Source organism: Pseudomonas sp. MH10, from assembly GCF_034353045.1.
In the GTDB taxonomy this organism is placed as follows: domain Bacteria; phylum Pseudomonadota; class Gammaproteobacteria; order Pseudomonadales; family Pseudomonadaceae; genus Aquipseudomonas.
Map to the genome: position 1 here is coordinate 3,201,974 of NZ_CP133783.1, position 26,092 is coordinate 3,228,065.

Annotated in this window: 18 protein-coding genes; 8 read left to right on the forward strand and 10 right to left on the reverse strand. The window is 57.7% G+C overall.

Annotation, left to right across the window (positions count from 1 at the left end):
* Positions 1-62: 62 nt before the first annotated feature.
* The 7 genes from RHM59_RS14260 to glnE all read right to left on the reverse strand — a co-directional run bounded on the left by RHM59_RS14260 (position 63) and on the right by glnE (position 9,426).
* The gene (locus RHM59_RS14260) at positions 63-1,499 is read right to left on the reverse strand and encodes a lipopolysaccharide kinase InaA family protein (RefSeq protein WP_322224455.1); all 1,437 of its coding nucleotides are present in this window, start codon (positions 1,497-1,499) and stop codon (positions 63-65) included.
* Complete coding sequence (locus RHM59_RS14265; protein ID WP_322224457.1) at positions 1,499-2,251, reverse strand: lipopolysaccharide kinase InaA family protein; 753 nt, start codon at positions 2,249-2,251, stop codon at positions 1,499-1,501. The genes RHM59_RS14260 and RHM59_RS14265 overlap by 1 nt, the downstream gene beginning before the upstream one ends.
* A 63-nt stretch (positions 2,252-2,314) precedes the next feature.
* A complete protein-coding gene (gene rfaP / locus RHM59_RS14270; protein ID WP_322224459.1) occupies positions 2,315-3,121 on the reverse strand; it encodes a lipopolysaccharide core heptose(I) kinase RfaP in 807 nt (268 codons plus the stop codon).
* Positions 3,118-4,242, reverse strand: a complete 1,125-nt coding sequence (locus RHM59_RS14275; RefSeq protein ID WP_322167325.1) for a glycosyltransferase family 4 protein — start codon at positions 4,240-4,242, stop codon at positions 3,118-3,120. Before RHM59_RS14275 ends, rfaP begins: the two co-directional genes overlap by 4 nt.
* A complete protein-coding gene (gene waaC / locus RHM59_RS14280; RefSeq protein ID WP_322286706.1) occupies positions 4,242-5,303 on the reverse strand; it encodes a lipopolysaccharide heptosyltransferase I in 1,062 nt (353 codons plus the stop codon). The genes RHM59_RS14275 and waaC overlap by 1 nt, the downstream gene beginning before the upstream one ends.
* Positions 5,304-5,314: 11 nt before the next feature.
* Complete coding sequence (waaF, locus tag RHM59_RS14285) at positions 5,315-6,349, reverse strand: lipopolysaccharide heptosyltransferase II (RefSeq protein WP_322167324.1); 1,035 nt, start codon at positions 6,347-6,349, stop codon at positions 5,315-5,317.
* Positions 6,350-6,477: 128 nt separating this feature from the next.
* A complete protein-coding gene (gene glnE, locus RHM59_RS14290) occupies positions 6,478-9,426 on the reverse strand; it encodes a bifunctional [glutamate--ammonia ligase]-adenylyl-L-tyrosine phosphorylase/[glutamate--ammonia-ligase] adenylyltransferase (RefSeq protein ID WP_322224461.1) in 2,949 nt (982 codons plus the stop codon).
* Between the two features lie 383 nt (positions 9,427-9,809).
* Here glnE and aceE point away from each other — a divergent pair, with 383 nt between their 5' ends.
* The 4 genes from aceE (at position 9,810) to msrA (ending at position 18,073) form a co-directional block, all read left to right on the forward strand.
* The gene (aceE, locus tag RHM59_RS14295) at positions 9,810-12,455 is read left to right on the forward strand and encodes a pyruvate dehydrogenase (acetyl-transferring), homodimeric type (RefSeq protein ID WP_322167322.1); all 2,646 of its coding nucleotides are present in this window, start codon (positions 9,810-9,812) and stop codon (positions 12,453-12,455) included.
* 153 nt (positions 12,456-12,608) lie between these two features.
* The gene (gene aceF / locus RHM59_RS14300) at positions 12,609-14,258 is read left to right on the forward strand and encodes a dihydrolipoyllysine-residue acetyltransferase (protein WP_322224463.1); all 1,650 of its coding nucleotides are present in this window, start codon (positions 12,609-12,611) and stop codon (positions 14,256-14,258) included.
* 295 nt (positions 14,259-14,553) lie between these two features.
* Positions 14,554-17,262, forward strand: coding sequence for a putative bifunctional diguanylate cyclase/phosphodiesterase (locus RHM59_RS14305; protein WP_322224465.1), 2,709 nt, complete (start codon positions 14,554-14,556; stop codon positions 17,260-17,262).
* A 163-nt stretch (positions 17,263-17,425) separates the two neighbouring features.
* Positions 17,426-18,073, forward strand: a complete 648-nt coding sequence (gene msrA, locus RHM59_RS14310; RefSeq protein ID WP_322167318.1) for a peptide-methionine (S)-S-oxide reductase MsrA — start codon at positions 17,426-17,428, stop codon at positions 18,071-18,073.
* A 118-nt stretch (positions 18,074-18,191) separates the two neighbouring features.
* On the opposite strand, the gene RHM59_RS14315 is transcribed toward msrA, so the two are convergent.
* Complete coding sequence (locus RHM59_RS14315; RefSeq protein WP_322224468.1) at positions 18,192-19,028, reverse strand: 23S rRNA (adenine(2030)-N(6))-methyltransferase RlmJ; 837 nt, start codon at positions 19,026-19,028, stop codon at positions 18,192-18,194.
* Between the two features lie 180 nt (positions 19,029-19,208).
* On the opposite strand from RHM59_RS14315, the gene RHM59_RS14320 reads away from it, so the two are divergent.
* Entirely contained in the window at positions 19,209-19,469 is a 261-nt protein-coding gene (locus RHM59_RS14320) for a hypothetical protein (RefSeq protein ID WP_322167316.1), read from the forward strand.
* Positions 19,470-19,578: 109 nt separating this feature from the next.
* On the opposite strand, the gene RHM59_RS14325 is transcribed toward RHM59_RS14320, so the two are convergent.
* Both RHM59_RS14325 and RHM59_RS14330 read right to left on the reverse strand, forming a co-directional pair.
* On the reverse strand, positions 19,579-20,688 hold the full coding sequence (locus tag RHM59_RS14325) for a GlxA family transcriptional regulator (RefSeq protein ID WP_322167315.1): 1,110 nt from the start codon (positions 20,686-20,688) through the stop codon (positions 19,579-19,581).
* A gap of 476 nt (positions 20,689-21,164) precedes the next feature.
* The gene (locus RHM59_RS14330; RefSeq protein WP_322167314.1) at positions 21,165-22,541 is read right to left on the reverse strand and encodes an L-serine ammonia-lyase; all 1,377 of its coding nucleotides are present in this window, start codon (positions 22,539-22,541) and stop codon (positions 21,165-21,167) included.
* Positions 22,542-23,027: 486 nt separating this feature from the next.
* Between RHM59_RS14330 and RHM59_RS14335 the strand changes: the two genes are divergently transcribed.
* The 3 genes from RHM59_RS14335 (at position 23,028) to choV (ending at position 26,063) form a co-directional block, all read left to right on the forward strand.
* Positions 23,028-23,975 (forward strand): choline ABC transporter substrate-binding protein, encoded by a 948-nt coding sequence (locus RHM59_RS14335; RefSeq protein ID WP_322224471.1) that lies wholly within the window; start codon positions 23,028-23,030, stop codon positions 23,973-23,975.
* 67 nt (positions 23,976-24,042) lie between these two features.
* A complete protein-coding gene (gene choW, locus RHM59_RS14340) occupies positions 24,043-24,888 on the forward strand; it encodes a choline ABC transporter permease subunit (RefSeq protein WP_322167312.1) in 846 nt (281 codons plus the stop codon).
* Positions 24,885-26,063, forward strand: coding sequence for a choline ABC transporter ATP-binding protein (gene choV, locus RHM59_RS14345; protein WP_322167310.1), 1,179 nt, complete (start codon positions 24,885-24,887; stop codon positions 26,061-26,063). The genes choW and choV overlap by 4 nt, the downstream gene beginning before the upstream one ends.
* The last annotated feature ends 29 nt before the right edge of the window (positions 26,064-26,092 follow it).

Genomic DNA, 26,092 nt, shown 5'->3' on the forward strand with positions numbered 1-26,092 from the left:
GACCTGGAAATATCTGTAGGAGCCAACTGGTTGGCTCCTACAGATGGCCGCACAAGAGCATCTCAACCCCGAGGCAAGCGTTGCTCCAGCAATTGGTGCAGCGCGCTTTCGACGGGCCAGTTGCGCATGAACCGTGCTCGGTCCCGCGCAAACGCGCAGGCGAACGATGAAGCCGAGGTGTGCTGGCACATGGCGTCGAGGTCGATCAGTGCCCAGCGGTCTTGATGCCAGAACACGTTATGTCCTTTTAGATCACCGTGACTGATGCGTTCGTCAATCAGACGAGCAAACAAGTGATCAAGCGCCAGCAACTCTGCTTCCGGTGCAATGCCCGAGACCACATGCGACGCAAACCGCTCGATGATGTCCGGCCCCGGCAAATACTCAGTCACCAGATACGCCTTGCGCCGCAGCCAGAAGAATCGCAGCTCCAGCAACGCCAGCGGCTTAGGCGTCGCTATCCCGAGAAACGCCAGTCGATTACCTTCACGCCAGGAGTGCCAGGCGCGGCTTGGGCGCCAGAAGCGCTTGAGCCAATGGGCGAAATTTTTGATGTTGTAGCGCTTGATCACCAGTGGACGGCCCGCCACCTCGACACGGCCCACACTGGCCGCGCCCCCGGTCTTGTATAAATGACCGCGATCAAGCAACGCATCGGCGTCAGTCAACACCGGCGACATCGCCGTCACTTCTTCGCGACGAATCGCGCGCAGGCCGAAGGGGCCGTCGTTGACGCTGAACAGGCTGCAATCGCGCCCAACTTTGCTGAGGAAGTCTTTCAGACGCCAGCCGCGAGTTTTGTTTATCTGTTTTTTCAGGGCTTCCATCGGGAGGGCGTGTTCAGCGTTACTCAACAGGTAATGCACCAACAGCTCTTCAGTGAACGGCTCCAAAGTCTTCGGCAACTGAGCAAAAAAAACGCCGAGGTTTTGCAGCACCTGTTGCCGCGACAACGGCTTACCCGCCTGTTCAGCGCGAATGCCCGCGCCGTCGATCAAATACAACTGACCGTCGTGGCGCAGCAGGTTGTCGAGGTGCAGGTCTTCTTGCCACAGACCTTTGCTGTGCAGCGTCGCGATTGCCGACAGTGCTTCGCCCAATACCGTTTGCTGCTCGTGCGCCAGTGCCGGCAATGCTTCGACGTCTGCCCAGGCATCGCCAAGGCTTTGCGCGTTCTCCAGAAACTCGAACAGCAGCCAGCCACCCTCGCCTTCTTTGAGGCCTTCGACCAGCAACAAAGGAGTGGTCATGCCTTGTTCGGACAGCAGATGAACGCCGTCGCGCTCACGCTGAAAGTGCCGAGCCGCCTTGGGGCCAACCAACAATTTCGCCAACACCGCACGCCCGCGCCAGATGCCAGCACCGACATAGCGTTGCCCCGGCAGCACGCGCAACAAGGTCAACAATTGCAATTCAGCCGGGCCGGCAGCGTCGGCCAGCGCCAGGTTAATAGGCAGCGTCGGCGTCCGCCCGGCGGATTTAAGTTCTGACAACTGCATCAGAGTGCCTCTTTATAGCTGCTGCGCTTCGCCAGACGCTGCCACCAGAGACCGACTAACTCACTGTCGGTAGCCGCTTGCAGGTACGTCGCTAGCAGTTCGCGCACTTCAGCTTCGGTCCAGAACGGCGCCCGACGCAGCAATGGCTCCAGGTCTTTGATCCGGTCACGCCAGCCAAAAAACGCCGGGCGGGTTTTCTCCAGATCAATCAGTTGCGCCAGATACGCATTGGCACGCGAGCGCAGGAAAATATGCTTGGGATAGAAACAACCATGAACTTGATTGGCCGCGTGCAGCGTACGCGCCAGCTGACCACACGCCTGCAAAATCGCCAAACGCTGATGGGCGCTCAAGGTTGGCCACTGCTGTAACAGCGAGTCCAAGTCAGTCCAGCTGTCCAATGCCCGGGTCATCAGAATGGCCCGGCGTTCGTCTTCAATCAGGCGCTCGCCAAAGAACACTGCCTGCAGGGACGGAATGCCTAACGATTGATAACGAGTAATGTTGCGAAACTCGCGGGAGAACGACGGCTCGCCGAACGGCCGATGCAAGGTTCGCGTCAGGTAATTATTTTGGCGCTTGAGGTAGAAACCCGCCCCTTCGAGCTCCAGACGAAACACGCTGCTCCACCCGCCGCGCCCGATATTGGGCTCATCCACCGCGTCCAGTTGCACGTCCCACAGCGAATTGAAATCAGCCAGGCCATGTCGCTCAAGCAGCCCGCGCTCGGTTGCTGCGATGAAGTCACTCATTGCCGTTCCCACGAATTAGCCGAGATGCCATGGTTGTCGAAACTGTCCGTTTGCCAGCCACCATCACAGCGCATCCCCGTAGCGTTGCTTGCGCTCATACAGTTTGCTGGCTTTAGTTTCCAGCCACGCGAGCAGTGCCGACTCTTGTGCGACCACTTGGCGCAACGGAAGTTGGAAGTATCCACACATGAAGCGCAATTTATCGCGTTGAGTCAGGCCGATGTCCAGCGCCGAGAAAAACAGCGCCGCCAAGTCTTTGTTGCGCCAGCGCAAGGTGATTGTCTTGCGGGTCTGAGCACGGTGCAGATCGATCAGCGACAGCTTGAAGTCCTCGGCGGTCACCGGTTTGTCGGTGTGCAACAGAAAGTGGCAGATGTAGCAGTCACGGTGATTGACCCCGGCGCGGTGCATCATGCCGGTCATGCGCGCGACTTCAGCGATCAACGCGCGCTTGAGGCGCGGTGCCGGTGGTTCCTGGCGCCAGTGAATACTGAAGTCTTCCAGGCTAACGGTGGGCGCCAGTTCTTCGGTGACGATAAACGAATGCTGGGCGGCCGGATTATTCCCGCGCTCGCCGTAGGCCACGGCGGTCATGGTCGGTACGCCGACCTCGTGCAGGCGGTTGATCGCCCGCCACTCCTGACCAGCGCCGAGTACCGGCAGCTTGGCAGTCACCAGATTCTTGGCCACCTCGCCCCAACCAATACCCCGGTGAATCTTGACGAAGTAACCGCGCCCTTCCACTTCAGTGCGCAAGGTGCGCCGCCCTTCGAGTTCACGATAAACCTGACCGTCCAACGCCTCGACTTCGGTGAACGCATCACGTCCATTCCAGAGGCTTTTGAATGGTTCAGCGAGAATCAGTTTCATCGGTGGTGCTCCGCCAGAATCACATCGGCCGCGTGCTGCGGCATGCTGTAAAGGTCCGCTGTATCGGCAAAGACCAAACCGTGTCGGCTCCAGGCTACCCGTGCCGAATCATCAGCCAGCATGGTAGCGAGGTATTGATTGAGTTGCGCCTGTTCGAACGGATAGGTCAACACTCTCCCGCAGTCGGCTTCGGCAATGTAATGCGCATAACCACAGACAGCGCTGACCAGTACTGGCAGGCCCGCGACCAAGGCTTCAAGCAAGACTGTGCCGGTGTTTTCGTTGTACGCCGGGTGAATCAGCAGATCGGCACCCATCAAGAAGCGCGGTATGTCACTGCGCCCCTTGAGGAACTGCACCTGTTCGCTGACTCCCAACGTGGCACTTTGCACCTGGAATACTTTGGGATCGTCTTGGCCGATTACAAACAGTCGCGTGCGTTTTTTCAGCTCAGATGGCAAGGCGGCCAGCGCCTTGAGGCTACGGTCCACGCCCTTGGTCTTGAACCCGGAGCCAATTTGCACCACCAACAAGTCATCATCGGCCAGACCAAACTCTTGACGGAATTCGGCGCGAATTTGCGGCGCTTCAATGGGTGCTCGGCGGTCTAGGCCAATCCCCGGCGGCAGCAGATGGAAGCGCTCGGCAGGGGTGTCATAGTGCTTGACGAACAGCGGTTGCTGCACTTCTGAGATCATCAATATTTCAGTTTTCGCGTCTTTGGTGAACACCGCACGCTCGTAAGCGGCGAAGTGGCGATAGCGACCCCAGCGGCGATACAGCGAATTACGCAGATTTTGCGCTTTGTCTTCGAAACAGCCATCGGCGGCGTAGTACACATCCAGCCCCGGCATTTTATTGAAGCCGATCAGACGGTCCACTGGACGCTTGAGCAGATCCGCCTCGACCCAGGCGCTAAGCCTTTCGTAGCGCGTGTGGTTGAACAGCGCCTTGACCGGCACCATCACCACCTCAAAACCGGGTGGCACCTCGCCTTCCCACGTCAAGGTATACACGCGAATCTGATGGCCACGCTGCTGGCACTCCAGGGCAATGCGCATGAAGTCGCGTTGCAGGCCGCCAAACGGGAAATATTTATAAAGTACAAAAGCCAACTGCATCAACTGAGTTCCTTTGCCAGCAACAGCGAGCCCAATTGGCTGGCTACTCGCTCGGGATTCAAACGAGTGAAGCACAACGGCCACTCGCTATTTAGATCGAAACGACGCTGTTCTTCAGCGGTCGGGCGATAGGTGCATTTCTTTTGCAGGCAGGGCGCGCAAGGGAAGTCACTGGCCATGTGGACCTGGGATCGACCATAAGCACCGGTCAACACCGGGTCAGTTGGACCGAACAGCGACAGGGTCGGCACATCCAGCGCCGCCGCCAAATGCCCGAGGCCGGTGTCCACCGCGACACAAGCCTGAGCACCGACCAACACCCGCGCGACACCCGCTAAATTGAGTTTGGGCAGCACCACAACGTTATCGAGCCCGTGGGCAATGCGCTCGGCACGCGCCAACTCGGCAGGATTACCCCACGGCAGTCGCACGTGCAGGCCGCGCCCGATCATGAGCTGCGCCAACTGCCGCCAGTAAAGTTCCGGCCAATGCTTGGTGGCCCAGGTGGTGCCATGCAAGAACAGCACGAACGGCTCATCCACGAGTGCGTCTATCAAGCGCGAGCGGTCAAGGCCGTAATCACCGATATCGTCCGGCACTTCATAGCCCAATGCCTGCGCAAACAACAACCGCGAGCGCTGCACCGCATGCTGCTCTGGACTGACGGGAAAATGCCGATCATAGAATCGGCTCGCCAAGGGTTCGCGGGCCGACAGCCGATCAAGGCCAACCACCGGCGCGTTCACGTAACGGGTAAGCCACGCACTTTTCACCAACCCTTGGGCGTCAATTACCAAGTCGTAGTCGGTTTCGCTCAAGCGTTTCTTCAAGCCGCGCCATTCGCCGTTCTTGAAGGTTTGCCAGAGATTCTTGCGCCAGCGACGAATTGCCACCGGAATGACCTCGGCCACCGCAGGGTGCCAGGAGGGAATCTCGGCGAAGCTTTCTTCGACGACCCAATCGAACTGTATGCCTGGCAGCGCACGAGCAGCATCGGTCAGCGCTGGCAGCGCGTGAATCACATCCCCCATGGAGGAGGTCTTAATCAACAGTACCCGCAAACTACACAAAATCAGGAAACCTCGACCGGGGTGCCGCCTAAGCGACCCAGCGCCTCGACCACAGGTTTGGGTTCAAGCAGACGCAAGCAATTGTAATGACCAAAACGGCAGGTACGTTCGAAACACGGGCTGCACTCAATGCCCAACTGGACGATTTCGACGTGTTCAGCCAACGGCGGCGTAAAGGCCGGCGAAGTGGAGCCGTAAACCGCCACCAATGGCCGGTTGAGCGCCGCAGCAACGTGCATAAGCCCGGAATCGTTGGACACCACCGCGTCCGCGCAAGACATCAGATCAATCGCTTCGGCCAACGAGGTTTCGCCGCTGAGGTTGACTGACTCTTCACGCAAACCGGGGATCAACCGTTCACGAATGCTTTCGCCGACCGGATGATCCTTCTTTGAGCCAAACAGCCAGACTTGCCAGCCCTCACGGACCTTGGCTTCGGCGACTTTGGCGTAATGCTCAGCCGACCAGCGCTTGGATTCGCCAAACTCGGCACCGGGGCACAACGCCAACACCGGACGATCAAGACTCAAACCGAACTTCTGCAGCGTGGCGTCGCGGGTAGCGGCATCGATTTGCAGGCTTGGGCGAGGATAAGGTCGGGGGATCTCAGCGCCAGCCTCATAGGCCAAGGCCATGAAGCGTTCGATCATCAGCGGGTAACGTTGCTTGTCCAAGGTGCGCACGTCGTTGAGCAAGCCGTAGCGAAACTCGCCACGCCACCCCGTACGCTTGGGGATGCCCGCAAAAAACGGAACCAGCGCTGATTTCAGGGAATTGGGCAGTAGAATTGCCTGGTCGTACTGCCCCTTCAATGACTTGCCGATTCGTCGGCGAGTGGCTAATTCAAGTACACCGTGGCCGAGCGGAAAGCTCAAAGCCTTGCGCACTTCAGGCATGCGCTCAAGGATCGGCCGACTCCACTCGGGCGCTAGCACATCGATTTCACACTGAGGGTGACGCTGCTTCAGGCACTGAAACAGTGTTTGCGCCATCACCATGTCGCCGACCCAGCTTGGCCCTACGATCAGAATTCTCATGCTTAATCCAAAAACCACCAGAAACGATCAGGGAGGCTTTTCAGGTTGCGGAGCACTTCCACACAACCTGACGCCTCCCCGTCATAGCTATAAAGACACATTTCCCTTGGCTCGCCGGGCAAGACTGATTAGCTCAAGCCTAACCCCGCCCAGATCCGCAACACTTCTCGCCGCTCGGCATGGAACTGATCACCACCCACTACCCCGGCCTGCTTCTGCAAGGCCTGACGGTGAGCGGCTGCACGATAGGCTTTATAAGCCTCCCGCAAAAGGTCTGCATCTGCGCCCAGGATTAGACCGGCCTGTTCCAGCCCTTCAAGAATGCGGATGTTGTCGGTGTAACGCAGCAGCTGCGGATACTCCCAGGACCACGCCAAGGCGGCGTATTGCACCATAAATTCGATATCGACGATACCACCGGCATCCTGCTTGAGATCGAACGGCGCCGTGGCTTCAAAGGCGTTGGCGGCCGTTCCGGCGGCGGTGGCCTTGCTACCGAGGGTCCCGCGCATCTTGGCGCGCATCTCACTGACGTCGGTCCGCAATGCAGGTAGGTCACGTTCGCGCCCCACTATTGCGGCGCGCACGGCCTCAAAGGCTGCGCCGACTGCATGGCTGCCCACCAACACCCGAGCGCGGACCAACGCCTGATGTTCCCAGGTCCAGGCTTCGTTGCGCTGGTAACGATCAAACGCGCCCAATGAACTGACCAATAGCCCCGATGCGCCTGAGGGTCGCAGGCGCATATCAACCTCGTACAACTGGCCAGAGTTGGTTTGGGCAGTCAGCAGGTGAATAATTCGCTGGCCCAACCGAGTGAAGAATTGCGCGCTGTCGATGGGCTTGGCGCCATCGGTCTCGGCCTGCGGGTCGCCGTCATGGATAAACACCAAGTCCAGGTCAGAACCATGGCCCAGCTCGATGCCGCCGACTTTGCCGTAGCCGACGATGACAAACCCCGGATCACATAAGGTGCCATCGGAACGCTTCGGTGTGCCGTGCTTGGCCACGGTGTGTCGCCACGCCAACGCCAGCACCTGTTCAAGAATCGCTTCCGCCAACCAGGTCAGGTAATCGCTGACTTTCATCAACGGCAGATGACCGCTGATCTCCGAGGCCGCCACACGCAGGCTGTGCGCCAATTTGAAGTGGCGCAGGGCTTCCATCTGTTGTTCAAGGTCGTCTTCGGGAATACGCGTCAACCGTTCGCGCAATTCGGCGCCCAACTCTGGGGCCAGCGGCGGACTGAATAGACGGTCTTCGTTAAGCAGTTCATCCAGCAACAATGGGAAGCGCGCGATCTGCTCGGCGATCCACGGGCTGGCGGCACACAACGTCAACAGGCGTCGCAATGCCCCTGGGTTCTCGGTGAGCAACACCAGATACGCCGAACGCCGAGCAACGGCTTCAATCAGCGGCAGCACGCGTTCCAGCACCAAGTCCGGGTTGCTGTGCTCGACCGTTTGGGCCAACAGCCGCGGAATAAAGGCATCCAGACGCTCGCGACCCAGCCGCTGCATGGCACGTAACTGCGGGCTGTTGCGCAATCCCGACAAGCGTTTCAATGCGTTAGCAGCGTCGGCAAAACCGCCCTCTTCCAGTTGTCGACAAGCCGCTTCCTCATCCTGAGAATCGTCCCACAGCGGCAACCACTCTCCGCCGACGACCATTTCACTGTCTTCGCCGCCCTCCTCTTCATCAGGATCGGAGATAACCCCGCGAAAGTGCCACGCCACCCGGCCGCGCCAATACATCAGCCGCTCATGAAAGCTCGCCCAGTCGGCAAAGCCCAGCATGAAGGCGATACGCGCTTGGTCAGCTTCGCCGTCTGGCAGCATCTGGGTCTGACGATCGGCGATGGCCTGGATCGCATGCTCGGTATAGCGCAAGAATTCATAGCCTTCGCGCAACTCGCTAATCACCGCAGGCGGCAAGTAACCCTGACCTTCCAAGGTGTTCAGCACCTTCAATAAAGGCCGTTGCTGCAAGCTGAGGTCGCGACCGCCATGGATCAACTGGAACGCCTGGGCGATGAATTCGACTTCTCGAATGCCGCCGGAGCCGAGCTTGATGTTATCGGCCATGCCTTTGCGGCGGACTTCCTGATGAATCAGCTGCTTCATGGTGCGCAGCGCTTCGATGGCCGAAAAGTCCAGGTAGCGTCGGTAAACAAATGGCCGCAGCAGGTCGAGCAATTGCGCCCCCGCTAGCTGATCTCCACCGACGACTCGCGCTTTGATCATGGCGTAGCGCTCCCAATCACGGCCCTGATCCTGGTAGTACTGTTCAAGTGCATTAAAGCTGAGCACCAGCGCGCCGGAAGACCCGTATGGCCGCAAGCGCATATCAACACGGAACACGAAGCCATCCACCGTGATCGGGTCCAACGCCTTGATCAGCCGCTGGCCCAGCCGGATGAAAAACTCCTGGTTATCAATGGGCCGCTTGACCCCTTGGGTTTCACCGCCTTCGGGGTAACCGAAGATCAGGTCGATGTCGGACGACAGATTGAGTTCAACCGCCCCCAGCTTGCCCATCCCCAAGATCACCATCTGCTGCGGTTCCCCGCTGCGACGACCCATGGGTGTGCCCAATTGCTGACAATGGCGCAGATACAACCATTGGTAAGCCAAGTCGATGCAGGCATCGGCCATGTCCGACAGGTCGCGGCAGGTTTCTATCAGGTCGGCCTGGCGGGTCAGGTCACGCCAAACAATACGAACTTGATGCCGGGTGCGCTGTCGACGCAGTAGGCGGCCCAGGTCGTCTTCTGTGTCGGCGGTCAGCACGGCGGCGGAGATTTGGCCACGCAGTTCACCCACGGCAAAACTGCGGTCCAACTGCCCGGAGTCCGCCAGGTCCAAAAACATGTGCGTGTCACGGGACACTTGCTCGGCCACAAAATCGCTGGCCGCGCACACCCGGTCGAAGGTTACCTGTCGGGTGTCGGGCCACGCATCAAGTTGAGCCAAGGCAGTGTCCGATAACGCCGTCGCATTAGTGCGTAAAGTCTGTTGCGCACGATCGACAAACGGCAGGAGGATGGCCGGCAGATCGGCCAGCAAAGGGAGGCTCATGGTCTATCCTTGGTCGGCGTGGGAAGGGACCGCCGCAATGGTAGAAAGAAATGCATCAATGACAGGATCGTCAAACAAAGGTAATAAATAGCTGAAAAATAGGATTTATTAGCAGCCAGCATCAAGTTTTAACCTGTTACAGTTCGCTTCGCACTCACATTATCGATTTACATCACAACACAACAGGAGCCGGACTCACGCTCTTCTGTAGTTTTACTACTAGGAGGCTAAGTCGAAAGGCTGAAATGGCTGACGATTTGTAGTAAAACTACACAACGCCGGTACAACCTCCGGTCATCCAAAAATTTTATGTCGTCTGCCCACAAGGCCAGTCGCAAACTCAGGCAACCGATTCTGGAAGCCTTTCCGCCCTGGAGCAAGCCATGCAAGACCTCGATCCCGTCGAAACCCAGGAATGGCTGGACGCCCTGGAATCGGTTCTCGACAAAGAAGGCGAAGACCGCGCTCATTATTTGATGACCCGTATGGGCGAGCTGGCCACCAGAAGTGGCTCCCAGCTGCCGTACGCCATCACGACGCCGTATCGTAATACGATTCCCGTTACCCACGAAGCACGCATGCCTGGCGACCTGTTCATGGAACGCCGCATTCGCTCGTTGGTGCGATGGAACGCACTGGCCATGGTGGTCAAAACCAACATGAACGACCCCGACCTGGGCGGTCACATTTCCAGCTTCGCCTCCAGCGCGACGCTGTATGACATAGGCTTCAACTACTTCTTCCAGGCTCCGACCGATGAACACGGCGGCGACCTGATCTACTTCCAGGGTCACGCATCACCAGGCGTTTACGCCCGTGCATTCATGGAAGGCCGGATCACCGAAGACCAGATGAACAATTTCCGTCAGGAAGTTGATGGCAAAGGCCTGTCGTCCTATCCACACCCGTGGCTGATGAAAGATTTCTGGCAGTTCCCGACTGTGTCCATGGGCCTTGGCCCGATCCAGGCGATCTACCAGGCACGCTTCATGAAGTACCTGGAACACCGCGGCTACATCCCTGAAGGCAAGCAAAAAGTCTGGTGTTTCCTGGGCGATGGTGAGACCGACGAACCGGAATCCTTGGGCGCAATCTCCCTGGCCGGTCGCGAAAAACTCGACAACCTGATCTTCGTCGTCAACTGCAACCTGCAACGTCTCGACGGTCCGGTTCGCGGCAACGGCAAGATCATCCAGGAACTCGAAGGCGTGTTCCGTGGCGCTCAATGGAACGTGACCAAAGTTGTTTGGGGCCGTTTCTGGGACCCACTGCTGGCTAAAGATACCGACGGCATCCTGCAACGCCGGATGGACGAAGTCATCGACGGCGAGTACCAGAACTACAAAGCCAAAGACGGCGCATTCGTTCGTGAACACTTCTTCAACTCGCCTGAACTCAAGGCGATGGTTGCTGATCTGTCCGATGACGAAATCTGGAAGCTCAACCGCGGTGGGCACGACCCGTACAAGATGTATGCGGCTTACCACCAGGCAGTCAACCACAAGGGTCAACCGACCGTGGTATTGGCCAAGACCATCAAAGGTTATGGCACTGGCGCCGGTGAAGCGAAAAACACCGCGCACAACACCAAGAAAGTCGATGTCGACAGCTTGAAAAGCTTCCGCGACCGTTTCGACATTCCTATCAAAGACGACCAACTGGACACCCTGCCGTTCTTCAAACCAGAACCAGACAGCGCCGAAGCCCGTTATTTGAGCGAGCGCCGCACTGCACTGGGCGGCTTCGTGCCTCAGCGCCGCGCCAAGAGTTTCAGCTTGCCGACGCCACCGCTGGAAAGCCTCAAAGCACTGCTTGACGGTACTGGCGACCGCGAAATCTCCACCACCATGGCCTTCGTGCGGATTCTGTCGCAATTGGTCAAGGACAAGGAAGTCGGCCAACGCATCGTGCCGATCATCCCGGACGAAGCGCGCACTTTCGGTATGGAAGGCATGTTCCGTCAGCTGGGCATCTACTCGTCCGTCGGCCAGCTCTACGAGCCAGTCGATAAAGAACAAGTGATGTTCTACCGCGAAGACAAGAAAGGTCAGATTCTCGAAGAAGGCATCAACGAAGCAGGTGCCATGTCCTCCTTCATTGCTGCCGGTACCTCGTACAGCAGCCACAACCAACCGATGATTCCGTTTTACATCTTCTATTCGATGTTCGGTTTCCAACGGATAGGTGACTTGGCTTGGGCCGCTGGCGACAGCCGCACCCGTGGCTTCCTGGTGGGTGGCACGGCCGGTCGCACCACGCTCAACGGCGAAGGTCTGCAGCACGAAGATGGTCACAGCCACATTCTGGCCTCGACCATCCCGAACTGCCGCACATTCGATCCGACGTACGGCTATGAACTCGCGGTGATCATCCGTGAAGGCATGCGCCTGATGTTCGAAGAGCAGCAGGACGTTTTCTATTACCTGACCGTGATGAACGAGTCCTACGCGCACCCGGCCATGCCGGCGGGTTCCGAGGCAGGCATCATCAAGGGCATGTATCTGCTTGAAGAAGACACCAAGGAAGCAGCACACCACGTCCAACTCATGGGCTCGGGCACTATCCTGCGTGAAGTACGCGAAGCGGCGAAGATTCTGCGCGAGCAGTTCAATGTCGGTGCAGACGTCTGGAGCGTTACCAGCTTCAACGAACTGCGTCGCGATGGCTTGGCAGTAGAACGCAGCAACCGTCTGCACCCAGGTCAGAAACCTGTCCTGAGCTACGTGGAAGAATGCCTCACTGGCCGTAAGGGTCCAGTGATCGCATCGACCGACTACATGAAACTGTTCGCTGACCAGATTCGTCAGTGGGTACCAACCAAGGAATACAAAGTCCTGGGAACTGACGGTTTCGGCCGCAGTGACAGCCGCAAGAAGTTGCGTAGCTTCTTTGAAGTCGACCGCCACTTCGTGGTGCTTGCAGCTCTGGAAGCCTTGGCTGATCGCGGCGATATCGAACCTAAAGTAGTGGCTGAAGCCATTGCCAAGTTCGGCATCGACCCTGAAAAACGTAACCCACTGGACTGTTAAGAGTCTGTCTCCAGATCGCAAAGGGCGCTGACAAGAAGCGCGGAGCAGCTGAGGATGCGGAATTTACACACGTAAATGAGCGTCCGACGCTGTGTTCGTCGCAACCCATACAGTGCAGTCGAGAGTGAACAGGTTCTCCGAAGGAGAGACATTGTGAGTGAGCTAATTCGAGTACCCGACATCGGCAACGGTGAAGGCGAAGTCATTGAGTTAATGGTCAAGGTCGGCGATCGCATCGAAGCCGAACAGAGCATTCTTACGTTGGAATCGGACAAGGCAAGCATGGAAATTCCTGCGCCCAAAGCCGGTGTCATCAAAAGCATGAAAGTGAAACTGGGCGACCGCCTGAAAGAAGGCGACGAACTGTTTGAGCTGGAAGTAGAAGGTGAAGCTTCTGCACCAGCACCTGCGGCGGCTGCTCCTGCTGCAGCGGCTGCTCCAGAAAAAGCAGCGCCTGCTCCAGCTGCGGCTGAACCGGTTGCTGCGGCGCCTGCGGCTGCCGCCAGCGAAACCGTTCAGGACATCCATGTTCCTGATATCGGTTCGTCGGGCAAGGCCAAGATTATTGAAGTGATGGTCAAGGTCGGCGACACCATCGTGGCGGATCAATCACTGATCACCCTCGAATCCGACAAAGCCAGTATGGAAATCCCTTCGCCGGCTGCCGGCGTTGTGGAAAGCATCATCATCAAGCTGGACGATGAAGTCGGCACTGGTGACCTGATCCTGAAATTGAAAGTGGCCGGTGCAGCTGCACCGGCCGCGCCGGCTCCAGCGGCTGCACCTGCTGCGGCTCCAGCCAAGGCTGAAGCGGCACCTGCGCCAGCATTAAAAGCCGAAGCGGCACCCGCTGCGCCGGCCCAAGCGCCTGCACCGGCCAAAGACGGCACCAAGACTCACGCTGGCCCGGCAGTACGCCAACTGGCCCGTGAATTCGGCGTCGAGCTGAGCGCTGTCGGCGCAACCGGCCCCCACGGTCGCGTGCTCAAGGAAGACGTGCAGGTTTACGTCCAGGCCATGATGCAAAAGGCCAAAGCTGCTCCGGCTGCCGGTGCTACCGGTGGCGCGGGCATTCCGCCGATTCCGGTGGTCGATTTCAGCCGTTATGGCGAAACCGAAGAAGTACCGATGACGCGCCTGATGCAACTTGGCGCCGCCAGCCTGCATCGCAGCTGGTTGAACATTCCACACGTGACTCAGTTCGATCAGGCTGACATCACAGAGCTGGAAGCTTTCCGTGTCGCGCAAAAAGCTGTCGCAGAAAAGGCCGGCGTCAAACTGACCGTATTGCCACTGCTGCTCAAGGCCAGTGCCTTCCTGCTCAAGGAACTGCCGGACTTCAACAGTTCGTTGGCGCCAAGCGGCAAAGCGATCATCCGCAAGAAATACGTGAACATCGGCTTTGCCGTGGACACCCCGGAAGGTTTGCTGGTCCCGGTCATCAAGAACGTTGATCAGAAGAGCTTGCTGCAACTGGCGGCTGAAGCAGCTGAACTGGCTGAGAAAGCCCGTTCGAAAAAGCTGTCTGCCGACGACATGCAGGGCGCGTGCTTCACGATTTCCAGCCTCGGGCACATTGGTGGCACTGGCTTTACGCCAATCGTCAACGCGCCGGAAGTGGCAATCCTTGGCGTGTCCAAGGCCACCATCCAGCCAGTCTGGGATGGCAAAGCCTTCCAGCCAAAACTGATGCTGCCGTTGTCATTGTCCTACGATCACCGCGTCATCAACGGCGCCGCTGCCGCTCGCTTCACCAAGCGTTTGGGCGAGCTGCTGGCGGACATTCGCACGATGCTGCTGTAAAAACTGTAGGAGCCAACTTGCTGGCGAGGCGTATTGTCAGAAAGACCGCGCCAAGCTTTCGCCAACAAGTTGGCTACTACAGAAACCGATTTTCCGAGCTGCCACGCTCGTACCTCAACCCCGCCAACTTGGCGGGGCTTTTTTTGCCTAAAAGAACGCACTAAACCGATAGATTTATAGCACTAAGCCACCGCGCTCACTTGTCAGCCAGAGCCGCATGATGCAACCTTGCGGCACGCGACATAACAGAGGGCTTGAGCCCGTGCGCGATCAGCATTCTGAAAGCGAGTTCTTGATGAAAAGCCAGCCCGATGCCGCCGGTCGAACTGCGGTCGAGGTAGTAACGCAATTGCCGGTGCCCTCGCGGCTCGGCATGCTGCGTTTCGAACGGCTGAATGAAGCGAGCTGGGCGCTGTTGTACCTTGATCCCAATTGCGAAAAACAGTTCGGCGTACCGGCAGTAGACCTGTGTGCGCTGATTGGCTCGCCGTATGCCAGCCTGATGGAGCCAGAAGTGCGCTATCAAATGCACGACTCCGTGCAGCACCAATTGGCCGACAGCCCGTTCTATCAGATCCGCTACACACTGCATTGCGCTAAAGGCGCTATCAGCCTGCTGGAAGTGGGCGAAGGTTATCGACAACACAACCGCGACTTGCTTCGCGGTTATTTGATGGTGGTCGAGGGACTGTTCGCAGACAACGACCCGTCCAACGCGACCGATCTGGACACCCAAAACAACCGGCTGCACGTCGCCCTCGAACTCAACCAGCGCGCTCAGCAAGATCAGTTGCAGCACCTGGAGCGAGTTCGTGCCCAGCAAAGCCTGATTTTGCGTTTGGCCCGTCATCGTTACAGCACACATGATTCGGTGCAAGAAGCGGCCAAGTTGATCACCCAAAGCGCCTGCGAAATATATGACATCTCCAGCGCCAGCATTTGGGATCTCAGCGGCAGTCATCTGGAACCCATAGCTGCGTTCCACCGTGACACCAGTGAATTCATACAGCCCAAAGGCATTGACCTTACTAACTTCCCGAACTACCTCGAAGCGCTGCACACCAGCCGCGCCATCGATGCCAACGATGTCATGCACGATCCGCGTACCAGCGAATTGGCCGAAAAATTAAGACCCAAAGACATCAATGCAATACTCGACGCCAGCATCCGCATCGACGGCTTGGTGGTTGGCGTGCTGTGCCTTGAGCAGATCGGCATTTCACGCCCGTGGCAGTCCGATGAAATTGCCTTTTCTGGCGAACTGGCCGACCAGTTCGCCCAAGTCATCAACAATCATAACCGTCGCGCCGCCACCAGCGCCCTGCACCTGTTCCAGCGTGCCGTGGAGCAAAGCGCCAACGCGTTTCTGCTGGTCAACTGCAACGGCGTGGTCGAGTACGTCAACCCCAGCTTCACCGCGATCACTCAGTACACCACTGAAGAAGTGCACGGCCATCGGCTCTCCGAACTGCCAGCGCTGGAAAACCTCAACGAACTGCTGATCGACGCCAATTCAAGCCTCGACACAAGCAATAGTTGGCAGGGCGAATTCAAAAGCCGTCGCAAAAACCTCGAACCTTACTGGGGCCAACTGTCGATTTCCAAGGTGTATGGTGACGACCGCGAGTTGACCCACTACATCGGCATCTACGAAGACATAACCCAGACCAAGGCGGCACAACAGCGCATCGAGCGCCTGGCGTACACCGACAACCTCACCAGCCTGGGTAACCGGCCGGCGTTTATCCGCAACCTTGATGAACGGTTTGCACGGGACAGCGACACACCGATCAGCCTATTGCTGGTGGACATCGACAACTTCAAGCGCATCAACGACAGTCTCGGCCACCAGACCGGTGATAAACTGCTGATCAGCCTTGCCCGGCGTCTGCGCAACAGCCTGAGCCCCAGCGGCAGCCTTGCGCGCTTTGCCAGTAATGAATTCGCGGTGCTACTGGACGACACTGATGTCGAAGCCGGCATGCAGATCGCCGCTCAGGTGCTCAAAACCCTCGACAAGCCTATGTTCGTCGACAACCAATTGATCAGTGTCACCGGCTCCGTGGGCCTCGCCTGTGCACCCATTCACGGCGGCGACCCGCAAACACTGATGAAGAATGCCGGCCTGGCGCTGCACAAAGCCAAAGCCAACGGCAAGCATCAGGTGCAGGTCTTCACCGAAGCGCTGAATGCCGAGGCCAGCTACAAGCTGTTCGTCGAAAACAATCTGCGTCGTGCACTGACTCAGAATGAACTGGAAGTGTTTTACCAACCCAAGCTGTGCCTGCGCAGTGGGCGTCTACTGGGGATGGAAGCACTGCTGCGCTGGAATCACCCGGAAAAAGGCATGATCCGTCCAGATCAGTTCATTAGCGTGGCCGAGGAAACCGGACTGATTATTCCCATCGGGAAATGGGTCGCGCGTCAGGCGTGTCGCATGAGCAAAGAACTGACCGCTGCCGGGCTGAATCACCTGCACGTCGCGATCAACGTCTCACCCAAACAGTTTTCTGATCCCGACCTGGTGACGTCGATTGCCAACATCCTCAAAGAAGAGCGCCTGCCTGCAACCATGCTGGAGCTTGAACTGACTGAAGGGCTGCTGCTGGAAGCGACCGACGACACTCGCCAACAACTCGATTTCTTTAAACAGCTCGGGCTGACCCTGGCCATGGACGATTTTGGTACTGGCTATTCGTCCCTCAGCTACTTGAAAAAATTCCCGATTGATGTGATCAAGATTGATCGCAGCTTCATTCGCGACATTCCGGACAACCAGGATGATATGGAAATCACCTCAGCGGTGATCGCCATGGCGCACAACCTCAAACTCAAAGTAGTGGCCGAAGGGATCGAAACTGTCGAACAACTGGCGTTCCTGCGCCGACACCGTTGTGACGTCGGCCAAGGCTATCTGTTCGACCGCCCTATTCCAGGCAGCGACCTGATCGACAAACTCCGACGTTACCCACGCGGCCCGCTGGCTGATCCCTTGACCTGCTGATACCGCTGTCGCGCTGAATACTACGTTCGTCCTGATCCCTCCTTCCCCCCTTCCCTCACAGCTGAACAGTCGGGCAAACTGTCGGTCTTTCTTCTATCACCTCTTTATGACCCCATCGACCATCCCCATTCTGTAACCTCCCGCTGACTAGAGGACATGAATCATGGCTTTGCGCTCGGAGATACTCGTGAACAAAAACGTATTGCCTACCGCTGAACAAGCCCTCCCGGGCCGCGAAACACCGATGACCGTTCCGGAGAAACATTTCGTCAACGGCAACCCACTACTGGGTCCGTTTCCCGGCAGTGTCGATTTTGCGATCTTTGGTCTGGGCTGCTTCTGGGGCGCCGAACGTCGCCTGTGGCAGCAACCTGGCGTTTACAGCACTTCGGTCGGTTACGCGGGCGGCATTACGCATAACCCAACGTACGAAGAAACCTGCTCCGGCCTGACCGGCCACAGCGAAGTGGTACTGGTGGTTTACGACACCGAACAAACCACTTATGAAGCGTTGTTGAAAGTGTTCTGGGAAGCCCACAACCCAACCCAAGGCATGCGCCAAGGCAATGACATCGGCACGCAATACCGTTCGGTCATCTACTGCACCAACGAATCACAGTTGGAAGCGGCGCTGGCCAGCAAGGCTGCGTTCCAGGCCGAACTCGACAAAGCAGGCCTGGGCCAGATCACGACTGAAATCGAAGAAGCCCCGACGTTTTACTACGCCGAAGCCTACCACCAGCAATATTTGGCCAAGAACCCGGCCGGTTATTGCGGGCTTGGTGGGACTGGGGTTTGTTTGCCGGCTTGAAAGCCAGCGGCGTCCAATAGACCGCATTCGTCGGCAAGCCGACTCCCACCAAACCTGTGGGAGCAGGCTTGCCTGCGAAAACGGCCAGAATAAGCTCCAAAGTATTTCTGGTTACCTGCTACTCCGCAATCAACCAATCCATCTGCCAGCCACCCTGGGTTTGCCCCAGGGCCTTGGCTAGCCACGGCATTAATTCGCGCAACTCTTCCTCCAGCCCCCACGGCGGGTTGGCAATAACCAGACCCGAACCGTTCAAACTCTGCGGCGTGTTCAGCGGATGCACGAACAGCTCAACCCGCAACAGCTTGGGTGCGCCAGTCTCGGCCAAGTCCTGATAGAAACGACGCAGCAGACGCGTGTCCTTAATCGGATACCAGATCGCCGCCACGGTCTGACGCATGCGACCGATGGTTTCTTTCAATGCCACCGCGCAGCGCTTCATCTCGTCCAATTGCTCGAACGGCGGATCGATCAGCAGCAAACCACGCTTTTCCGCAACCGGCAGCAGCGCACGCGGCACATGCCAGCCTTCGCCCAAGTGCACGGCCACACGCCGATCACCGCGCATGTTCTCTTTGAGCAACCGACCGTCTTGCGGGTGCTTCTCGTTAAGCAAAATGCGCTCGCGCTCACGGGTCAGGCGGCGGGCGATTTCCGGGGAACCGGGGTAATAGCGTAATTCGCCATCCGGGTTCATGTCGTGCAACACCTGCATGTAATCTGCCGTGAGCGCAGGCAAATCCGACGCGCCCCACAAACGACCGACGCCCTCAAGCCATTCACCGGTGCGAGTGGCCTGATCGCCCTTGAGGTCATACAGACCAATCCCGGCGTGGCTGTCGATATAGGCGAACGGCTGCTCCTTGCGCGCCATGAGGGCGATCAAGCGAGTCAGGGTCAAGTGTTTGAACACATCGGCGTGGTTGCCGGCGTGGAAAGCGTGGCGGTAATTCATGGCGGCTCCTGAAAGGCCGCGAAGTTTACATGAGTTTGCCCCAGACAAAAAAACGCAAAAGGCACGAGCCAGCTGAAAACGACCTGTTTATAGGTATACCGGCCATTGCACTCACTGGGCCTTGCCGCCGAGCACGAGCAGAACCAGAATCGACTCATACCGAATAAAGGAGCAGATCACATGATGCATGCGGATTTAATTGACCAAGAAGACCTGCTCGGCCAACTCAGGGCATTAGGCTTCGATATGCCCCCTGGCGCCACCGCTGAACAAGCGTGCGCCCAAGCGGTGTGCGGCCTGACAGAGGCCCGCGCCACGGCATTACGCCGAATGATCGAGCAAATGCTGACAGGCAGCGCAATGATTTTACCGGCCGTGCGCCAAGCGATTGATCAGCAGTTATTACCGGCGTTGGCGGTCTATAAACAGAGCCGAGGGTAAACGCATTGGCAAACCTGTAGAACCGAATTCATTCGGGAAAGGGTCTTACCTGAAACACCGCTTTCCCGAATGAATTCGGTCCCACAGTGTGAGTTTGTCGTTACATCAACTACAACCTCACACTCGCAAACGTCGATTCATTACGTGCTTGGCTCAGTGCCGATAGCGGTCCTGATAACGGTGTCAGCACCAATGATTGTGGAATCGGGATCATCGCCACTTGCTGTGCGGTATTGGAGCCTACACGTTCGTCGCGGGGTGGAATGCCGAAGTATTCGCGGTAGCACTTTGAGAAGTGTGGCGTTGACACGAACCCACACACCGACGCCACTTCGATGATCGACATTGGCGTTTGTTTGAGCAGTTGCCGGGCGCGGATCAAGCGCAGTTTGAGGTAATAACGCGACGGCGAGCAGTGCAGGTATTTCTGGAACAGGCGCTCCAACTGACGGCGGGACACCGCGACGTACACCGCCAGCTCATCCAGATCAATCGGCTCTTCGAGGTTAGCCTCCATCAGCGCGACGATTTCCTGCAACTTCGGCTGATTGGTGCCGAGCATGTGCTTCAGCGGCACACGTTGGTGATCTTGCTCATTGCGAATGCGCTCGTAGACGAACATCTCAGAAATAGCAGCCGACAGTTCACGGCCGTGATCGCGGCTGATCAAGTGAAGCATCATGTCCAGCGGTGCGGTACCGCCTGAACTGGTAAAGCGATTACGGTCGAGAGTGAACAAGCGGGTGCTCATGGAAACGCGCGGAAACGCTTCCTGCATCGACGCCAAGCATTCCCAATGCACGCTGCAATCAAAACCGTCCAGCAGACCCGCGCAGGCCAGCGCCCAACTGCCGGTGCAGACCGCACCGAGGCGGCGGGATTGGCGTGCCTGGCTTTGCAGCCAGCTCACGTGTTCGCGGGTGACCGTGCGCTGGATACCAACGCCACCGCAGACAATCACGGTGTCGAGGACAGGGGCCTTATGCATGGAAGCGTCGGGGGTGATCTGCAAACCATCACTGGCCCACACTTGTGAACCATCAGCGCTCAACGTGGACCAGCGATACAGCTCGCGACCCGACAGTTGGTTAGCCATCCGCAGCGGCTCGACGGCGGATGCCAGCGAGATCAGCGTGAAGTTGTCCAGCAGCAAAAAGCCGATGGATTGAGGCGTGCGGTTCTGGGGCTGGGGCTGGGCACCAGAGTTGAACGAAGTCATCGCGGTATCTCCTCACACTAGGCGGTTGATGGCCTCAGGCGGAGGCTCTTGTTATCTCCTCCATGCGTGGGAGGATTTTAGGTATGACAACGCAATTGCCATGCCTAAGTTGAATGCGCATTCAATAAAACCTGAAAACGACGTCGTGATGCGTCTATATAAGGAGGTTCAACTCAACGGGTTATAAGGCCGCGGACGCCGGGTACAGCAGGGGTTTGGGGAGGTTGAGCAGTTCGGTATCACTTGTGTGAAGCGCGTTCCGAGTCCGACTAAAGGAGTGTCACTGCCCTGCACGAACGGCCAAGCGGTCAGCGTTCGAGGTATTGCGCGCCAAAAGGTGGCGCAGGTGTCCGCCAATGATCGATAACCGGGCAGCCGGTGCTATCAAACAATCTCTATTCGCGAATGAATTCGCTCCCACAGAGGATGCGATCAACCGTGGGAGCGAATTCATTCGCGAAGGCGTCAGCGAGGGCTCAACACTCGACCGCACTTACCGCCAACCCTCCGCGCGAGGTTTCTTTGTATTTATCGTGCATATCGGCGCCGGTATCACGCATGGTGCGGATCACCCGGTCCAACGAGATAAAGTGCTGACCGTCGCCTCGCAAGGCCATCTGCGCGGCATTGATCGCTTTTACCGCAGCAATCGCATTGCGTTCGATGCACGGCACTTGAACCAGACCGCCTACGGGGTCGCACGTCAGGCCCAGGTTGTGCTCAAGGCCGATTTCCGCCGCGTTGCACAGCTGCTCCGGCGTCGCGCCCAATATATCCGCCAGCCCCGCCGCAGCCATGGCGCAGGCCGAACCCACTTCGCCCTGACAACCCACTTCTGCACCGGAAATCGAAGCGTTTTTCTTGCACAGAATGCCAATCGCGGCCGCCGCCAGCAGGTAATCGACCACGTTCGCTTCGCTGACTTCTTCACTGAACTTGACGAAGTAATGCAGCACTGCCGGGATAATTCCCGCGGCGCCATTGGTCGGTGCCGTCACCATTCGCCCACCCGCGGCGTTCTCTTCGTTGACCGCCAACGCAAACAGGTTCACCCATTCCATGGCGCTGAGTGTCGAGCCGATCACGTTGGGTTTACCCAGTTCTAACAAACTGCGGTGCAAACGCGCCGCTCGGCGCCGGACGTTCAAACCGCCGGGCAAAATACCTTCGTGCTTGAGGCCCTGCTCAACACAGTCCTGCATGGCGCTCCACAAACGCATCAGGCTGCTGCGGATTTCTTCTTCGCTGCGCCAGACCCTTTCGTTGGCCATCATCAGTTGCGACACACGTAAGCCGTGTTGATTGCAGAGTCGAAGCAGCTCGTCCGCGCTGGAGAAGTCGTAAGGCAATACGGTGCGATCCATGTCCAACACGCCGCTGGCGGCCTGGGCTTCATCGACAACGAAACCTCCACCGACCGAGTAATACGTATCGCGATGCACTTCGCCGTTCTCGCCCTCGGCTATCAAGGTCATGGCGTTGGGGTGGAACGGCAGGTTTTCATCGATGAGCAGCATGTCGCGCTGCCACTGAAACGGGATGGGCAGGTAGCCATCGAGCAACAGCGTTTCGGTTTCTTTCAGCGTCTCGATGCTCACGCCAATCTGCGACGGGTCAATCGAGTCTGGCCATTGGTTCATCAGGCCCATGATCACGGCGTTGTCGCTGCCGTGGCCGATACCGGTGGCGGACAGCGAGCCGTACAAGCGAACTTCAATGCGGCGCACTTGGTCCAACTCGCCGCGTTCGCGCAGCCCTTGGTTGAACAGTGCGGCGGCACGCATAGGCCCTACGGTGTGAGAGCTGGAGGGGCCGATACCGATCTTGAACAGGTCGAACACGCTGATAGCCATTACCGCAAACCCTCTGTAGTCGAGACCCCCGACGCCCAAAGCGCCCGGTGACGGAGCTGCTACGCTGAAGCTGCTATCCGCCGAGATGGGCGCATCATCGGGCTTTTGCCCAGACGCACGACGTCTGACACCGACTCACCCATGCCCACCAACGTCGTATTGATCGGGAGCCCCCACACAACAGGTTTTGCGGCTACTTGGGCGACTCGGGTACCGCGATGACGCTTGAAAAGTGTCTTTGCGCCCGCTAATAAAGCTGTAAGCGACCTTGCCGACACTGGATACGACCCCCTATGTACTGGATACGACTACCCCTGTAGGCGTTTGTTTTTCACTGTTACATGATCAGTCTCGACTCGATTGCCAGGCGCAGTGGTAGAGCTGTTGCGTAAACGCCTCGCCATTCAGCTGTAACACGCTAAACCACATGAACAGCGTCAGTCGTTACAGGCTGATGACGAGAAGAAAATACCCAGGAGTGCATCGATGAAAGGTTCTCAAACGTTGCTGTTGGCCGCTGCACTGAGTCTTCCCCTGTTGGCGCAAGCTGCAGAACCCGCCCAGTGCGACACCGTCAACTTTTCAGATGTCGGCTGGACGGACATCACCGTCACCACCGCGACCACCAGTGTGATCCTCGACGCTCTAGGCTACAAAACCAAGACCACGATGATTTCCGTACCAGTGACCTACAAGTCGCTGGCCGACGGCAAAAACATGGACGTGTTCCTTGGTAACTGGATGCCAACGATGGAGAACGACATCAAGGCCTACCGCGACGCGGGCACTGTAGATACCGTTCGCGCCAACCTGGAAAATGCCAAATACACCTTGGCCGTTCCTCAGGAGCTGTACGACAAGGGCCTGCATGACTTCGCCGACATCGCCAAATTCAAGAAAGAACTCGACGGCAAGATTTACGGCATCGAACCGGGTAACGACGGTAACCGCCTGATCCAGAGCATGATCGACAAGAACGCTTTCGGCCTGAAAGACGCCGGCTTCAAGGTGGTCGAATCCAGCGAAGCCGGCATGCTGTCGCAAGTGGATCGCGCCCAGCGCCGCAACACCGCCGTGGTGTTCCTGGGTTGGGAACCGCACCCAATGAACACCCGCTTCAAAATGAAGTACCTGACTGGCGGTGACGACTATTTCGGCCCGAACTTCGGCCAGGCAACCATCTACACCAACACCCGCAAGGGCTACACACAGGAATGCAGCAACGTCGGTCAGTTGCTGAAAAACCTGCAGTTCACGTTGAACATGGAAAGCACGCTGATGGGCAACGTCTTGGACGACAAGATGAAGCCGGATGCAGCGGCGACCGCTTGGCTCAAGAAAAACCCAGCCGTACTTGATACCTGGTTGGCGGGCGTAACCACCGTAGACGGTAAACCAGGCCTGGAGGCCGTTAAAGCCAAGCTGGCCAAGTAACTCGTGTGCAGACGGGTTCGCCCGTCTGCTGTTGTAATTATTTCCCCGCATGCGGACATTCAATACCATGCTGACTGATCACAAAATCCCTCTGGGTCAATACATCGCCGCCTTTGTTGAATGGCTGACGAAACACGGCGCCAACTATTTCGACCTCATTTCCTCGACCTTGGAATCATTGATCCACGGGGTGACGTTCGCACTGACGTGGTTCAATCCGCTGGCATTGATTGGCTTGATCGCGCTGCTCGCGCATTACATTCAGCGCAAATGGGGCCTGACCGTTTTCGTGATCCTTTCCTTCCTGCTGATCCTGAACCTGGGCTATTGGCAAGAAACCATGGAGACCCTGGCACAGGTGCTGTTCGCGACCTTTGTCTGCGTCATCATCGGGGTGCCATTAGGCATCGTCGCTGCACACAAACCGATGTTTTATACCCTCATGCGCCCGGTCCTCGACCTGATGCAAACCGTACCGACGTTCGTCTACCTCATTCCTACCCTGACCCTGTTCGGTCTGGGCGTAGTACCTGGCCTGATCTCGACAGTGGTGTTCGCGATTGCCGCGCCGATCCGTCTGACTTACCTGGGTATTCGCGACGTACCGCAAGAGTTGCTGGACGCAGGCAAAGCCTTCGGCTGTTCCCGTCGCCAACTGCTTTCGCGTATCGAATTACCCCACGCCATGCCGAGCATCGCGGCGGGCATTACCCAATGCATCATGTTGTCATTGTCGATGGTGGTCATCGCGGCGCTGGTGGGCGCGGACGGTCTAGGCAAACCCGTGGTCAACGCACTGAACACAGCAGACATCGCCTTGGGCTTCGAAGCGGGTCTGGCAATCGTATTGTTGGCGATCATGCTCGACCGTATCTGCAAACAACCTGACGCCAAAATAGGGGGTGACGCATGAGCATAATCCGCTTTGAGAACGTAGACGTTGTCTTCGCCAAAGACCCACGCGAAGCGCTTAAACTCCTCGACAAGGGCCAGAAACGCGACCAGATCCTGAAACAGACAGGGCAGATCATCGGCGTTGAAAACGCTAGCCTAGACATCGAAAAAGGCGAAATCTGCGTCTTGATGGGCCTTTCCGGCTCCGGCAAATCCAGCCTGTTGCGTTGCATCAACGGCTTGAACACCGTCAGCCGCGGCAAGCTGTTTGTTGAGCACGAAGGCGCGCAAATCAATATCGCTTCGTGCACACCGGCCGAATTGAAGTTGATGCGCACCAAGCGTATTGCCATGGTTTTCCAAAAGTTCGCCTTGATGCCTTGGCTGACCGTTCGCGAGAACATCAGCTTCGGCCTCGAAATGCAGCACCGTCCGCCTGAAGAGCGGCGCAAGTTGGTGGATGAAAAACTTGAGCTAGTGGGCTTGGCCCAATGGCGCAACAAGAAACCCGACGAGCTGTCTGGCGGCATGCAACAGCGTGTAGGCTTGGCACGTGCGCTGGCAATGGACGCCGACATTCTGTTGATGGACGAACCGTTTTCGGCCCTCGACCCGCTGATCCGCCAAGGCCTGCAAGACGAACTGCTGGAGTTGCAACGCAAACTGAACAAAACCATCGTGTTCGTTAGCCACGACCTTGATGAAGCACTCAAGCTTGGCAGCCGTATTGCGATCATGAAAGACGGTCGGATCATTCAGTACAGCAAGCCTGAAGAAATCGTCCTCAACCCGGCCGATGATTACGTGCGGACCTTCGTAGCACACACCAACCCGCTCAACGTGTTGTGCGGACGCAGCCTGATGCGCACGCTGGACAACTGCACCCGCGTCAACGGTGAAGTGTGCCTCGATCCGGGCGGCGATTCGTGGATTGGCCTGGGCGAAGGCAATACCGTCACGAGTGCTCGTCAGGGCGCAGCCAATTTCGACCTGCAAAACTGGGCACCGGGACAAGCGGTGGAAACCCTGGGCCGCCTTCCGACACTGGTGCATTCCGACATCGGCATGCGCGATGCGCTGCAAATCCGCTACCAGACCGGCAATAAACTGGTCTTGCAAGAAGGCAACAAAGTGGTGGGTATTCTCGGCGACACCGAGCTGTACCACGCGTTGCTAGGTAAAAACCTAGGCTGAAACACCATCCTGTGGGAGCAGGCTTGCCT

Excerpts from the sequence above, each read along its gene's own strand:
- waaF (WP_322167324.1), bottom strand. The coding sequence starts at position 6,349 with ATGAGAATTCTGATCGTAGGGCCAAGCTGGGTCGGCGACATGGTGATG.
- choW (WP_322167312.1), top strand. The coding sequence starts at position 24,043 with ATGCTGACTGATCACAAAATCCCTCTGGGTCAATACATCGCCGCCTTT.
- rfaP (WP_322224459.1), bottom strand. The coding sequence starts at position 3,121 with ATGAAACTGATTCTCGCTGAACCATTCAAAAGCCTCTGGAATGGACGT.
- RHM59_RS14330 (WP_322167314.1), bottom strand. The coding sequence starts at position 22,541 with ATGGCTATCAGCGTGTTCGACCTGTTCAAGATCGGTATCGGCCCCTCC.
- RHM59_RS14320 (WP_322167316.1), top strand. The coding sequence starts at position 19,209 with ATGATGCATGCGGATTTAATTGACCAAGAAGACCTGCTCGGCCAACTC.
- msrA (WP_322167318.1), top strand. The coding sequence starts at position 17,426 with ATGGCTTTGCGCTCGGAGATACTCGTGAACAAAAACGTATTGCCTACC.
- RHM59_RS14315 (WP_322224468.1), bottom strand. The coding sequence starts at position 19,028 with ATGAATTACCGCCACGCTTTCCACGCCGGCAACCACGCCGATGTGTTC.
- RHM59_RS14265 (WP_322224457.1), bottom strand. The coding sequence starts at position 2,251 with ATGAGTGACTTCATCGCAGCAACCGAGCGCGGGCTGCTTGAGCGACAT.
- glnE (WP_322224461.1), bottom strand. The coding sequence starts at position 9,426 with ATGAGCCTCCCTTTGCTGGCCGATCTGCCGGCCATCCTCCTGCCGTTT.
- RHM59_RS14305 (WP_322224465.1), top strand. The coding sequence starts at position 14,554 with ATGAAAAGCCAGCCCGATGCCGCCGGTCGAACTGCGGTCGAGGTAGTA.
- RHM59_RS14275 (WP_322167325.1), bottom strand. The coding sequence starts at position 4,242 with ATGCAGTTGGCTTTTGTACTTTATAAATATTTCCCGTTTGGCGGCCTG.
- aceE (WP_322167322.1), top strand. The coding sequence starts at position 9,810 with ATGCAAGACCTCGATCCCGTCGAAACCCAGGAATGGCTGGACGCCCTG.
- RHM59_RS14325 (WP_322167315.1), bottom strand. The coding sequence starts at position 20,688 with ATGACTTCGTTCAACTCTGGTGCCCAGCCCCAGCCCCAGAACCGCACG.
- RHM59_RS14260 (WP_322224455.1), bottom strand. The coding sequence starts at position 1,499 with ATGCAGTTGTCAGAACTTAAATCCGCCGGGCGGACGCCGACGCTGCCT.
- choV (WP_322167310.1), top strand. The coding sequence starts at position 24,885 with ATGAGCATAATCCGCTTTGAGAACGTAGACGTTGTCTTCGCCAAAGAC.
- RHM59_RS14335 (WP_322224471.1), top strand. The coding sequence starts at position 23,028 with ATGAAAGGTTCTCAAACGTTGCTGTTGGCCGCTGCACTGAGTCTTCCC.